The organism is Rhizobium sp. WYCCWR10014 (assembly GCF_001657485.1).
Lineage (GTDB): Bacteria > Pseudomonadota > Alphaproteobacteria > Rhizobiales > Rhizobiaceae > Rhizobium.
Map to the genome: position 1 here is coordinate 263,379 of NZ_LXFU01000051.1, position 13,812 is coordinate 277,190.

Consider the following 13,812-nt stretch of genomic DNA (forward strand, 5'->3'; position numbering starts at 1 on the left):
TTCGCTCCTGTTCAGCGGATGCGATAGAATTTGGAATCGAACGACCATTTGCCTTGGGCGCCGTTCTCGTCGTCGCCGACGATCCTGAGGCTGCGGGCGAGATCGTAGACATAGTTGAAGGCGGCGCGCTGGCCGACGAGCGGCGTCGGCACATCGGGCAGGTCGAGCACCTCGATCGGTTTGTCGCTGAGGATGGCAACGACCATGCCGACGCCAGCCGGCCCTTCCACCACATATTCGAAGCCGGTATAGGGATTGCGGGCATCCGGCACGACGACCGGCCGGGCCGGATCGAGCCGGTTGTCGCCGCTTTTGGCTGTCGGTTTCAGGCCCATGGAGCGCTTGTTCGGGTAAAGCTGCGTCAGCTTGCCGGAGGCGTCGATATCGACCAGGATCAGGTAACCGGACTTTTTGGTGGAGACACGCATCGCCACCTTGTCACCGATGCTGACCGCGGTGCCGGGCAGCACGTCGACGGCGACTCCGGCCTCATTGTCGCTCTTCAGCGTGTTCTCGACGGCGGCGACCGCCGTCTTCGCCTCCTCGCCGGTGATCACATCCCGGCCGAGCGCATCCGGCTGGCCATAAAATTGCGGGACTGGCGTGAAGCGGCAGTCTCCCGCATGTGTGCGGCAATATTCGTCCGATTTGCGCCGGACATAGTCGAGAAGCGCGGCATTGCTGACATTCGGCTTGTCGGATGCGCGCGCCACGCCATCCTGCACCCCTTCGATGAAGCGGCGGGTAAAGACGCCGAGCGCCGGCTTGGCCTCGCGGTCGACGAGGGCCCACTGCCCTGAATTGACGGCCGACCAGACCATGGCGTTTTCGCCGCCGAAGGAGAATTTGGCTTCCTTGCCTGATTTGTTCGGGGGTTCGAGCGCTGCCAGCGCCGGGCCGAGGCAACGCACGGTGCCGGAGGGTGCGGCCACCGCGCTGCGGCTGCCGGGCCCGACATGGCAGGCATCGATCAGCAGCGTGACGCGGCGGTCCTTGAGGCTGTTCAGCCGGGCGGCGATCTCGGTTTCGCGGATCTGGTTGGTGACGGTTACCGTGCCGCCCTCGCGCACCAGCTTGGCATCGGCTGCAACCAGCGTCGGGCTGGTTGTCGCCTCCGCACCCATTTCTTCCGAGCCCTGGCCGCTGAAATAGAGGAAGACGCGACTTCCCGGCGTCGACTGGCGCACCAGCCAGTCGTCGATCTCGGCAAGGATCGCCTCGCGGGTCGCCTTGCGGTTGGTCAGCGTGTGGATCTGTTCCGGGCGGTAGGCGAGCGTCTTGGCGAGGAAGACCTGCATCGTCTTCACATCGCTGGCGGAGCCGGTCAGTTTCGCCTCGCGCATCTCGTAATCGTCGATGCCGATCAACAGCGCGCGGTCGCCGGGCGAGCTTTCGATCACCGGCGTCTGGACGACCGGCGGCTGCACGGCGGGTTCGTCGGCGGCAGGCTGGTCAGCCGGCGAGGTATCGCCGGCGGGCGTGTCGGCAGCAGGCGTTTCGGTCGTGCCGGCAGGCGCTGTATCGCCGGCGGGCGGGGTGGTGATGGCGAGATTGGCCTCTTCCTGTCCGGACTTCCTCTGCTTCGTCCCGCCACTGGCCGTAGTGGACGCGACCTGATCGCCGGCGGCAGGTCCTTCAACATTGGGCACGTCGCCGTCGGTCTTTGCGGCGATCCAGTCGCGGAAGGCGGCAACCCGGGTATAGACGCCGTAATGTTCGGCCTCGGCGCAGCCGGCGCCCCAGCTGACGACGCCGAGCTGGATCCAGCGCTTGTCGGGACGCTGGGCGACCAGCGGTCCGCCGCTGTCGCCCTGGCAGGCGTCCTTGCCGCCTTCGGCATAACCGGCGCAGACATTGCGCTCGTCGATCGGGTTCATGCGCATCGAACTGTCGCGATAGGCGGCGCGGCAGTCCTCGCGCGGAACGATCGGCAGTTCCACTTCCTGCAGCTCGGTCGGCAGGTATTTGTCGTCCCAGCCATGATCGGCCTTGGTGTAACCCCAGCCGGTGACGACGGCCGGGTGGCCCGCGGCCTCCACCTCGTCATCGGAGGCCGAGGCGAGGATCGCCGGCTTTGATTTGGCGGGCTCGGCAAGCTTGATGAGGGCGATGTCGTTGGCGAAGACCTTGCGGTCGAAATCCTCATGGATGATCACGTCTTCCACGGCAAGGCCCGGCTTGTCGGGCCCGTCGACCGCGATAACCTTGTCGATCTTCGACTTGCCCTCGACGATCAGCAAGTCTCGGGCGAAGAGATCCTGCTTGCCGGAGCGGCCGCTGGTGACGCAATGGGCGGCGGTCAATATCCAGCGGGGCGCGATCAGCGAGCCGCCGCAATGACCGCCGAAACGGCCGCGTTGTTCGGGGTCGGGCGCCAGGATCTTTACCTGCCAGGGCCATTCGCCCTTCTTGGCGGCCTGGCCGCCGATGACACGCCCACCATCCTCACCGGCGAAATCGGTGTCCTGCTGCGCAAGAGCCGGAGAGGCGAGCAGCAGCATGACGGACGCAATATTGAGGACCTTGCTGATCGACGTGCTCATAGCTTGGCTCCGGCGGAGGTATAGAGGACCGTAAATCCGACGCGTGCGCCCTCGGGCAGGAATTCGCTGAGGCGCTTGGCGATATTGCCGGCGGTGCGGCGCCTGTCGTTCTGCTTCAGGAATTCAATAAGTTCGGGCATCGGGGTTTCAGAAGTGACGGCGACGAGCAGGTCCGTGCCGAAAGGTGCGACGACCGAAAGGTCGAGATCGAAGGTCTGAGACATCTCAGCACCGGCCTCCTTCTCGTTCGGATAGAGGAACTGCACGGTTCCATCGCCGGTGACGTCGAAGAGCACGAGCTTGCGGCCTGATATATCGGACACCGTGACGCCGACGCGCTCACCTTCGCGATGGACGGTGTCGGAAGGCGTCACGCGTACGGTCTGCGGGTTTGTCTCGGAGAGCCGCTTCAGCGCATCGAGCGCCGCCATCCGGTCGACGACGAAAGGCATGTCGCCGGCACCGACGCCGGAGGCGACGACATCGCCGCCGGCAATCGCCTCATGTTTTTCCGGATCAAAGACCAATTCGGCATCAGCACCCTCCGTCAGCTTGAACGGTGTGACTGCGGGATCGATCCCCTGCAGCACCGGCTCCGAGCCGAGGGCGGCAACGCTGATCGGCGCGGGCTCGGCGGGCAGCGGAGCGTTTGATTTCTCCGTCGCCGCCTGCCCCCCCGCCCCTTCGTAATTGTAGACGACCGCGCGATCGAGATCGGTTCCGGGCGGGCTTTCGGTAAAGATGTTCTGCCGCTGGTTGGTGAACTGGTAGACCGCCTGGCGCACATATTCGAACAGTTCGCGGCGGCTGACGGCGCCGTCGGCGTTGCGGTCCGCGGCCCCTTCGAAGGCGCGGGCGGTGGCATAGCTCAGCGCGCCTCGTTTCTGCGGAATGCCGGGAATTGATATCTCGGGCGACTTGGTGTTCTCGTCGACGGCGGCGAGGAAAGTCAGCCGCTTGAAATCGAAGCCGGTGGACAGCGCATCCGCCGTGGTCGAAATCGGCGCGAGATCATCTTCCTCGATCGTATAGGAAGGCGCCTGACGAAAGGTGATCTCGGCGCCGCGCGGATCGACGTCGCGGGTCATGCCGCCGGCATGGCAGGTATCGGCGATGAAGACCACATCGGCACCCTTGGCCTCGAGCTTGCGGATCAGCGTCTTGAATTCGTCGCCGAAGATGCGCTCGCGCGATCCGGGCAGCCGGGTGTCGAAGCCTGCGAGGATATAGACCTCGTCGCGGCCGCTCGGTTTCGAGCCCTTGACGCGTTCCGGCTCGCTCGACCCATGACCGGCGATGCCGAGCACGACGAGGTCGCCAGGCCCTGCCCGTTCCGTCACGGCCTCGATCGCATGGAAAATGCCCTCGCGGTCGGCAGCGCCATTCTTCAGGAGCGTCATGTCCTCGACGCCGACCGAGCGCAGCGAAAGCGATAGGTCGTCGGCGTCGGCGACGGCGCCGTGCAGCGGTGGAACATTGCGGTAGAGGTCGATGCCGATCAGCACGGCCCTGACCGCACCACGCTCCGGCGCCTCGATCACCCTTGCCAGGCTCTCGGTGGCCGCCATGGTGAGGAGGGCAAGTGCTGCGGCCATGGAAACGAATGCGGTCATGGCCAGATTCCTCCTCGCCCGGCCTATTCGCGGCGCCATTCGACACGGCGGTTCAGCGCATCGACATCGTCTTCGGTGAGGTTTGCGGTTGCGGTGACGTCCACCGGTTCGGATGCTCCGCGGCCTTCGGCGTCGATTGTCGCGTCGAGGCCGTTGCTCTTCAGGAAGTCGGCGACGGCCTGGGCGCGGCGTTCGGACAGCTTCTGATTATAGTCGTCACCGCCGCGCCGGTCGGTATGGCCAACGAGGATGATGCGGCCGGGCTTCTGTTCCTTAAGCGCCTCCAGCAATTCCTGGGCGGCTTCGGTGCCGATCGAGGTGAAGCTCGACTTGTTGAAATCGAAGGTGATCGGAACCGGAATGGAGACCGGCACGATGCCGCGCACATTCTCGGAATAGATGCCGCCGAGCACGCCGCTGCGGTGATCCTTTTCGGCCGGCACGAAGCTGCCTTCAGGATTGTCGCTCGTCGGGTTGGCGGCAAGGATGCGAGCCTGGGCGGCGCGCTGGATGAGGTCGGAAATCGTCTCGGCGGGCGGCGCCTTCGGCGTGCGGGTCTCGTTCTTGATGATCTCGATCGCCTGCTGGTAATCGGCGGCAGCATCGGCGAAGCGGCGTGCGGAGAAATAGATCTCGCCGAGCGTGGCGGAGGCCTGCCAGAGCACCTGCGGACTGTCGGCGGCGACAAGCAGCGGCTCGTAATCGGCGACCGGCTTGTTGTCGGCCATCATCTCCTGGGCGGCGGAAAGCCTGAGGGCCGCGACGCGGCGCTGGGCATTCACCTGGAACTGGCCGCAATCGGCACTGACGGCGATCGCATCGGCTTCAGCCGCGGCAGCACCGATATCCTTGGCGGCAACGGCGGTGTTCAGCTTGTCGAGAAGGGTGGTGCAAACGGGCGTATCGGCGTTTGCAACCTCGATCTCCTCGCCGGCTTGATCAGGTTCGGCCGAACGGCCGAGGTTTAGCTGCGGCATCTTGATGCTGAAGCCGCCGGGAAGCTTGAATTGCGGCATCTTGATCTGCGGCATCGGCATTTTCGGCATCTTCGTCTGCGAAGACTGGCTCGGCTGCTTGTACTGCGTGGGCTGCTTATATTGGGTCGGCCGGGTGGATGAGGTGGTGTCGGCCGGACCGATCAGTTCCAGTTCGTCGGCGGCAAGCTCCTGGCCGGGCGCCAGGTTGGTGACGATCTTGTATTTCTTCGGCGGCTGCTGGGTTGCCTGCTCGACAGGCTTCGGCGCAACCTTTTTCGGAGCAGCCGGCTTCGGTTTTTCCACCACCGTTTCCGGCTTCTTGGCGACTTCCTGTTTCGTTACCGGCTTCGGAGCCGCCGCGGGTTTCGGCGCAACGGGCGGCTTTGCGGCCTGCTCGACCGGCGCGGGTTTTGCTGCGGGGGCGGCTGCGACGGGCGGGATGGCGGCCGGACTATCGACCGTCGTCAGCATCAGCGTCTTGCTGCTGATCTTGGTGCCGAGGCTGCGGGCTTCCTCTAGGCTACGGGAAACGGCATCCATGCCGCCGTCGATCGAGCGGAACATGCCACCGCCGCTGCCGCCGAGATCGGCGAAGATGTTGAGCGGCTTGGAGGAATAGAAGACCTTGATCTGCTCCTGGCCGACCGGGCCGGAAACCTGCAGCTTGGCGCCGCTTGCCGGATCCGGCACCTGCACGCGCTTGCCGGCGCCGACAAGGGCGTCGGTCTGATACTTGTTCGGGAAAAGCTTCACGACCGCGCCGTTCGGCGAGACGTTCAGCACCGTGACATAGGCATTCTCGGTCGATTGGATGAAGAGGCCGACAACTTCGCCAATGGCGTATTTGGCTTCAGCGCGATCGAAGGTGATGCTGACAGGCCCGGTCTGCGCCGGCGCCTCAGTCAATGTCCGTTCGTTCTGCGCCTCGACGGCGGGAACCACCGAAAAGAACGAAAGAAAAGTGGCTGCTGCCAGGATGGCTTTGCGGTTCGGCATTGGAAACCTCCTCTTCGAACATCTCACACTGTGTTGAAGATGAGAATAGCACTGACTGGCGAAATTGGGATGGTTTCGCCTGTCTTGCTTGAGGGAGGGTTACAATTTATTTGGAGCCTGGAAGAATCCGCCAAGGCAAAGACGTGAGCAAGACTCGCGCTCTGGAATAACCGGAACCTGTTATAGTCCGTTCGACTGCGAGGAGGCGGTTAGTTCTTGGGTTTCTGCCCGGCTGATTTCAAAATCGAGATCAGGTCGCTCATTCCCTCGGGCGAGGAATTGTAGAGCCAGAGAATATCCGGATTGTCGATCGTGAATTCCTTGCCGGGGCCCGAGCCCATGTCGCGGCCGGGCGAGGTCGCATCGGGCAGCTTGTCCTCGCCGGGCGTCAACCCCTTGGCGCGTTCGTGTTCGGCGATGATCGCGGTCGCCGCGGCAAAGGCCTTTTCGTCATGCTGGCGCAGCGCCGCAAGCGAGGGGTTTCGCGCCGCGAGCGCGTCCTCTGTCGGGCCGGAATGCGCGAGCTCAGGTATCTGCAGCGCCAGCAGAAGGCTGATCGACAAGGTCATGAGCCAGGATTTCGTCATCGTCGTCACATCCGTCTTATTGGCGCCACTGCGCGACAAAAGCACGTCGCATTAAACTTGATTCATGCGACGTGCTTTCGCTCTTTGTTTTTATGCATGTCGTTGCCCCGGAACCGCTGCACCCTTCCGGCGACATGCATAAGCGCGCCCCGAGAATAGGGAGAGGCCGGAAGGAAGGCAACGGCGCTCGGTGCCAATCGATTGGGAGGGTTGAAATCGGCTGGCAGCGGCGCTTTCGCTCATTGTTTCATGCATGTCGTCGACCCTCGCTGCACAGTTCCCGCCGACATGCATTACAGGATCTTCAATTGCTGCAGGCTAAGGCGCAGGTCGCGCAACATCTCGCCGAAGATCTCCTCGATCATCCCGGTCGACCAGACGACCATGGTGCCGTAGGGCGAGCGCTTGCGCTGCATGAAGCCCGCCGTCTCGAAATCGATCAATGTCTTGCGGCAGGTCTCGCTCGACATCACCGCAACAAGGAAACGGGCGAGATTGGACTGGTCGATCGCGCCTGATTTTTCTGCCCAGTTCTGGATCAGCCGCGGCTTGGTGTCGGCGGTGAACATCGAGGCGAGCGCCCGATCCTGCGAAAGCCCCAGGCGCTGCAGCTTAGCCGGATCGCGGGTGAGCGAAACCACGTAATCATTGTGCAGATCGGCGAAGCGTTCGATATCCTCGGCGGTGCTGATGCCGAAGACCTTCATCGAATAGAGAAACTCGGCCATCAGATAGGTCGGCTCCGAGCGCAGTTGCGCCAGATGCTTGTCGTCCTTGCTGGCCGAGGCGGCGCAGACGCGGTCTGAGAAACCTATTCTCGCCGCGCGAACCTGCTCCAGCAAGCTTATGTCGAGCGCCAGTTCGTCACCGTTCCATTCCAGCATAAGCATTTCCTGCCGACAAATCTTCGAACCGATGCTCTTGTACTATCGCCGGCGCAGATCTCCAAATCGTTTGGAAAGCAACGGCTTGCTGAGAAGTCATATCTAGCCTACCATTTTTGAAAGACGTGACGGTCTTTCGGGGGTCGAGGCAATGCGTGGTTTTGAGTCGCATATTTTGTTTGCCGCGGCACTTGCGGTCGCCTCGCCGGTTTTCGCCAAAGATACGACGATCATCGAGCTTCGCGGCGGCGACGGCGCGCGTTCGGTCGGCATCATCTCATCCAACGAGGAAGCGGAGGCATCCGGGCCGGCGGCGATCACCGTTGGCGACGACGGCACCATCTACATCCTCGACCAGAACAACGGCCGGGTGCTCGCCGTCGACGCCGAACGCTCGCAGGCCGAGCCTGAAATCCTGCCGCTGCCGGAAAATGCCACGCCGGAGGATCTCGCCGTCGTTCACAACGAACTCTACCTTTGGTCCGACGGCGTCGTGCCGCTCGAGCGCTCCACCGATGCCGATGGCCGGTCGCAGACGCTGCGTGCCGTCGACGGCGGCGGTGATGCCGACGACTATACCCGCTCGGTCTTCGCCTCCATGGGCTCGGTATCGCCGGGCCCGCTGAACAGCATCATCGAAGAGATCGGGCGCAGCACCAGCCGGCCCGAGGCCCGCCCGCCGGTCATTCAATACGTACCAAGCCGCGGGCTCGGCGATATCGTTGCCGAGGTCTCGGCTGCCGCAAACGACAAGGCGGAAATCCTGCTGCGGCGCAGCAGCTCGGAGGAGAATTTCCTTTCGCTGCAGCTCGCCTCGGAAGGGCGGATCGGCACCGTCGAACTTCTCGACATCGACACGACAGGCAGGCCCTATGCGCTGGTCGAGCTCGTTCCCGCCGACCGGCCCGAGCGCACCGGCATGCTGGTAGTGCGCTTCACGCCGAACGGCGCGATGGACCGGGTCTACGACCTGCCGATCGAACCCGGCACGGTATTTTCCAGGCGTTTCGTGGCGATCGGCCCGCGCGGCGACGTGCTTTACCTGCGCTCGCAGGAAAGCCGGGCCCAGGTGCTGCGGCTCGACGGCCGGGAGCCCGGCCGCAAACTTGCCGTCGCCCGCCCGGCCAAGCAGCCGACTGCCGGCAAGCCCGGCAAGACGCCGAAGGTGGCGATCGTGCCGAAATCGCGCAGCGACGTCATCGAGCGGGCAATCGGCTTCGAGACGCTGAATTGGCTGGTGACATCAACCGCCTATGGCAGGGATCCCGGCCCGGGCTGCGTCAACATGAACCGGTTGCGCCGCCCGATCTACCTAATCGGCAAGCGCGGCCAGACGGTCAAGGGTGTTCCCTACTGCTGGGGCTGCAAGACGCCGCTCGAAAATTTCGTCGGTGGCGTGGAAAAGGGCCAGACCGCCGGCAATGTCTGCACCAAGAGCGCGCCGCAATCCAATATCCTCGGCGTCGACTGCTCCGGTTTCGTCAGCGACGCCTGGGGCCTGAAGATGCACGTTTCGACGCGCGCTATCCCCGGGATCACCAAGCGCCTCTCCGACCCCTGGTCGATGCGGCCGGGCGACGCGCTGAACAAGCCGGGCTCGCATGTCCTGTTGTTCATGCGCTTTACGGCCGACAAGAAGGTGGAGGTGATGGAGGCCTCGCCGAATGCCTGCAAGGGCCGCGTCTGCCGCAATACCTATTCGCTCGGCAGCCTCTTGATGCGCGGCTACCAGCCGGTGCGCTTCAAGGGGCTCGACGGCTGAACGGCCGGACCTCACGCCGCCGGTCCGCCATATAATTGCAGCAATTCAAAGTGTTACAGCCTCCTTTGCGCGTCTTTTCAGACGCGCGGCGCTGTGGGTGTCAGCCGCCGTTTTGCCATCGCCAGAAGTCCGTGAGCTGCAACGCTGTCGGCATAGTCCCGATAGACGGGATCCCGGCTCAGCATTCGTTCCTCCGCTCGCGCACGCATGACGTAGATAAGACTGACGATCGCCAGCATACCGGCCCGGGCAAGCCCTTCCGCAAGGCCGCTGGCGAGGAAACCTGGGATTGCAACCAGCCACCAGGCGATGTTCTTCGAGATATAGGCCGGATGCTTCATGAAGCGATAGGGGCCCGATGTGATGATGCCGCGATGGGTGAGATTTGAAAATCGCGGCCCGAAAGCGACGGTCGCCCAGACATAGATTAAGGTGCAGAACAGCGTCGCGACGCTCCAGAGGATGAAGACGGCCGACCCTTCCTGGATCACGGTCTCCCAGCCCGGCCCCTCGCCATAGGGCACGAAGGCATGGGAGATCGCAGGGAAGAACGGCTCGTAACAGATGAGGCAGACGAGCCAGCCGAGTGCGGTCGTCTCCGTCGCCCTGACATGCCAACCGAAAAGCTTGAAAGTCGCGACATAGCCGCCGGCGGCAAGCACGACGTCGAGAAGAAAGGCAAGCTGCAACAGGCCTTCGAACCAGGCCGCCGAGAGCGGCGGGAACGCCCAAGCCGGCCTCTCGGCAAGATTGGAAAGAGCCGCCATGCCGCCCGAGAACATCAGGACGAGAAAGAAGCACTTGATCGCGAGCAGGCGCAATGCGAACAGCACGTCCTCCTCGCGAAAATCCTGCATCAACACCGCGCGCCCGACCTGGTTGAGATAATCGTCGGGCTCCTCCGCGACCAGATCGGTGACCGCGACGTAGAGAATGGTGGCGCCGGCAAGTGCGATGGAAAGCGGAATGGTGGTGTGGCTAGCCTCAACGATCCATCGGACCGCCGACGACTGCATGAAAAACGGAAAGACCGAACAGGCGATGACGACCACGCCAAGGAGCGCAGCGAGGCCCACAAGCTTCGCTCCGATGCGACGCCAGAAGATGGCCGGAGCCTCGTCTCGTCTCTTTCGCGATATCCAGGTCGAACGAGCAGCGGATGTGCCGTCGACGGCGATCCACGCCAGGAGAAGGCAGAACACAGCAAGGGTCATCGCCATGCCGGACTCGAGCCGGAGATATGTGGAGAGTGCGATGCCGGTTGCTGCTCCGATGAACGTCGCAGCTTGGATCATGAAAGACCCTGCCTTTACCAGGAAGGACCGCCGCTCGAAGAGTTGCCGGAACTCGACGACCCGCTAGAGCTAGAACCACCGCCCATGCCGCCGCCAGAGCCACCGCCGCCGGAATTCCCACTGGAACTGTTCTCTGAGCGGGCGAAAGCGGGTTGCGCGGCCACCTTTTTAACGGTGGGAGTGGTTTTCCTGGTCGGCGTGGCGCTCCTGGCCGCCGGCTCTTCGCTGGCAAACAGCGTCCTGGCGCCAGGATCGAAGATGCAGCTTTGCAGGATTGCGCCTGAGCCTGCGATGAATGTCGAGCACAATAGCATACGGATGATTAGCTTGCTGTTCATGTAGGGCGCCCCCGGACCGCCGTTTTAGAAGAGATCGTACCTAGGATTTCGCTTGACCCATGTCGCTTTGGCGAGCTTGACGAGCCTGTCATCGAGCGACTTGGTCTTCGGAATTGACTTTTTTTCCTGAGCGGTGAGCTCCGCGGCAAAGGCGGCCTCCGCATTCTTCTTCGCAGCGCTAGGCATCCTCTTGAGTTCCGCCAGCGCCTGGTTCTTCGGATCGCCGCTGCCCGGCATGTTGATGGCAGTCGCCAGTGCGAAGTAACGTGCCGCGATTGCAAGACTGTCAGCGTCCGCACCCTCTTCCTTCGCGAGCATCGCGCGGTCGAGGGCACCCCAATAGTCGCCGCGTTCGGCGCCCATCTCCAGCCACTTCACCGCTTCCGCTTTGTCCGCGGCAACGCCGATACCGTCGCGGTACATGCGTCCGAGATTTGTCGGAGCATGGGGCTGTCCGCCCTCCGCCGCCCGCGTGAAAAGATCGAGGGCTTTCGGGAGATCCTCCGGTGCGCCCTTTCCGAAACGGTAGACGAGCGCAAGATTGTTCAGCGAATAGATGTCGTTGCGCTGGACGCCGGCTTCGTAGAAGCGGATACCGCGCTCCGGATCGGCCGGAACGTTGACGCCGTTCAGGAAGATATAGCCGAGTTCGTTCATCGCATAGGTATGGCCGAGATCGGCGGCCTGCAGCATCAGGCGCAACCCGAGCTGCTGATCGGCCTTGGTGCCGCGACCGTGATAGAGGGCCTTGCCGTAGCTGTGCAGGGCGAAGGGATCGCCCTTGGCCGCACCATCCTTGGCGATCTGGCTAGCCTTGGCCGCATCGCGCGGGACGGAGGCGCCGAACTCATAAAGCCTTGATAGTTCCTGGATCGCCCGGACATGCCCGGCATCCGTTGCCTTCTTGATCGTGGCGAACGCCGTTTTGGTATCGCGGTTGGCAAGCTGGGCACGGCCGAGCTGATAGATGAAGCGCGCCACCCCGGGATAGGCCTTCACCGCGTCCATGCAAGCGGGCAGCGCATCATCGGCGACGATCTCGTTTGGCAGCTTGCCTGCTGTCACGCCCTGCAGATCGAGCGGAGCTGCGGCTGCGCTATCGCAGGCGTCGAGCGTCGGCTTGAAAGTGACGGTCGCCGGCGGCAAGTCGTCGTTGGCGGCCTGTAGCGTCAGGGCGAAAGACTGGTTTTCGGTGCCGATCTGCGGCTCATAGGAAAGAGCGGGAATATCGGCGGCTTCGAGCACGTGACCGAGCCCGATCACGCGGTCTCCGGTGCGCAGCGTGCCCTTGTCGGGCAGGGCCGCGACCTTAAAGGTCATCTCCGCGGTCGATGCCGGCACGACTGGCAGGCTGGCTTCAACAGGGCCGACGCCAATCGTTGTGTCCACGTCGCGCGGTAGCGTCTTCAGATAGGCTTCGGCATCGGCCAGCCGCACCTGCTTTTCCTGTTCGAGCTGGGCGATCTTGGCGCCGGCATCCGCCGAGACGGTGATCGCGACGACGCCCTGCGTCGCCTGACCGTAAGGGTCGCTGACGGTATAGCCGATCAGGCCGACGGTTCCGGCGGCAACGCCTGATGAATCATAGGTCAGCGCCGTCAGTGCCGCCGCTGGCATCTTCGCGCCCTGCTCGACCGGCTTGCCGTCGAAGCTGAGTTTGCCGATCTTGGGAAGCTGGTTGAGGGTGACGAGCAGCGCCGAGCCGGTCTCGTCATGCGGCGGGGCGATCGGCAATTTGGTCGTGGCCGCACCCTCCGGCACGCTCACCTGCTGCATCGGTTCGACGCTCGGCGGCGGCGGCGCCGGAATGAAATAGAAGCTGTCCATCAGCGAGGAGTTTTCCCAGGGGACCTGCTTGCCGCCGGTCATGGCCATCACGTCGCGGCGCACATCAGTCAGGACCTGGCGGATTTCCTTGTTGGGCTCGCTCGCCCGCTTGATGAAGGATTCGGAATAGGGGCTGAGCGCCCCGGTGCCATCGAGCGCCACCTGGCCGGGTTCTGTCGAAAAGGCGATCAAGCTGCCGAGATCGCTGTCGATGCGCGCGAGCCCGCGTGTGGCGCCGACCGGCTCCAGTTTTTCCGCCATCCAGAATTTCTGGGCATTGAAGGGATTGTTGCGGCAGGCGTCGAGGAAGATCAGCTGCACCCGCGAATTCTGCTTGAGATGGTTCAGGATGAGGTCGAGTGGCATTGTCTGCGTCTCAACGTCATAGGGCGTCTCCAGCGTCGCATCGACCGGCACGATGAAATTCTGGCCGCCCACCTGGATGCCGTGGCCCGAATAGTAGATGAGGCCGGCCTCAGCATTGCTGGTCGAACGCAGGAAGCGGCGCACCGTATCTTCGAGCCCGATACGGTCGACATTAACGCCGATCGTCACGTCGAAACCGGCCGCGCGCAACGTGGTCGCGACCTCTTCGACATCATTGGCAGGATTGGGAAGCGAGGGCAGCGTCTTGTAGACCGAGTTGCCGATGACGAGGGCGACGCGGCGCCCGCTCTCCTCGGTGATGGCTGCATGTACCGTGCCGATCGATAGCAGCACTGCTGCGATGATCAGCAGATAAGCGTATAGTCTCTTGACGCAGTGAAACTTGGGCATGGCTCGATCGCAAACATTCTATTGTCTAAGTTCAATAAAATTTGCTGGCCTGCTGGTGCTGGGCCCCCTCCGCATTCACATTTCAAAACTATTCCTCGGCGCTCTAAAAAGCAAGCTTCGCCGCCTCCAAGTGAATTGGAGCAGTCCCGTCAGATTGGAAGCCCATCGGCGGCGGGAAAGACTGTAAGAATCAAGAAATTATCATGCGGCCGG

9 protein-coding genes are annotated in these 13,812 nt (G+C 63.2%); 2 read left to right on the forward strand and 7 right to left on the reverse strand.

The annotated features are described in order from the left end of the window. Nucleotides 1-11 precede the first annotated feature (11 nt). From A6U98_RS31265 to A6U98_RS31285, 5 genes are all read right to left on the reverse strand, one after another. Nucleotides 12-2,543 (reverse strand): trypsin-like serine protease, encoded by a 2,532-nt coding sequence (locus tag A6U98_RS31265; protein WP_064654997.1) that lies wholly within the window; start codon nucleotides 2,541-2,543, stop codon nucleotides 12-14. Continuing rightward, on the reverse strand, nucleotides 2,540-4,156 hold the full coding sequence (locus tag A6U98_RS31270) for a caspase family protein (RefSeq protein ID WP_064654999.1): 1,617 nt from the start codon (nucleotides 4,154-4,156) through the stop codon (nucleotides 2,540-2,542). The genes A6U98_RS31265 and A6U98_RS31270 overlap by 4 nt, the downstream gene beginning before the upstream one ends. A gap of 23 nt (nucleotides 4,157-4,179) precedes the next feature. Beyond that, the gene (locus A6U98_RS31275; protein WP_064655001.1) at nucleotides 4,180-6,129 is read right to left on the reverse strand and encodes a DUF4384 domain-containing protein; all 1,950 of its coding nucleotides are present in this window, start codon (nucleotides 6,127-6,129) and stop codon (nucleotides 4,180-4,182) included. Nucleotides 6,130-6,338: 209 nt separating this feature from the next. After that, on the reverse strand, nucleotides 6,339-6,716 hold the full coding sequence (locus A6U98_RS31280; RefSeq protein WP_064655348.1) for a hypothetical protein: 378 nt from the start codon (nucleotides 6,714-6,716) through the stop codon (nucleotides 6,339-6,341). 293 nt (nucleotides 6,717-7,009) lie between these two features. Beyond that, complete coding sequence (locus tag A6U98_RS31285) at nucleotides 7,010-7,600, reverse strand: hypothetical protein (RefSeq protein WP_018246184.1); 591 nt, start codon at nucleotides 7,598-7,600, stop codon at nucleotides 7,010-7,012. 151 nt (nucleotides 7,601-7,751) lie between these two features. Here A6U98_RS31285 and A6U98_RS31290 point away from each other — a divergent pair, with 151 nt between their 5' ends. Next, complete coding sequence (locus tag A6U98_RS31290) at nucleotides 7,752-9,362, forward strand: hypothetical protein (protein WP_064655002.1); 1,611 nt, start codon at nucleotides 7,752-7,754, stop codon at nucleotides 9,360-9,362. Nucleotides 9,363-9,439: 77 nt separating this feature from the next. Here the strand turns inward: A6U98_RS31290 and A6U98_RS31295 are convergent, their stop codons facing one another. After that, a complete protein-coding gene (locus A6U98_RS31295) occupies nucleotides 9,440-10,657 on the reverse strand; it encodes an isoprenylcysteine carboxylmethyltransferase family protein (RefSeq protein WP_064655004.1) in 1,218 nt (405 codons plus the stop codon). Between A6U98_RS31295 and A6U98_RS36980 the strand changes: the two genes are divergently transcribed. Then, the gene (locus tag A6U98_RS36980) at nucleotides 10,649-10,999 is read left to right on the forward strand and encodes a hypothetical protein (RefSeq protein ID WP_156667909.1); all 351 of its coding nucleotides are present in this window, start codon (nucleotides 10,649-10,651) and stop codon (nucleotides 10,997-10,999) included. The two genes, A6U98_RS31295 and A6U98_RS36980, sit on opposite strands and share 9 nt — an antisense overlap. Before the next feature lie 20 nt (nucleotides 11,000-11,019). Here A6U98_RS36980 and A6U98_RS31305 read toward each other — a convergent pair whose 3' ends face one another. Further along, nucleotides 11,020-13,599: a caspase family protein gene (locus tag A6U98_RS31305; protein ID WP_064655006.1), complete on the reverse strand. Its 2,580-nt coding sequence runs from the start codon at nucleotides 13,597-13,599 to the stop codon at nucleotides 11,020-11,022. Nucleotides 13,600-13,812: the final 213 nt, after the last annotated feature.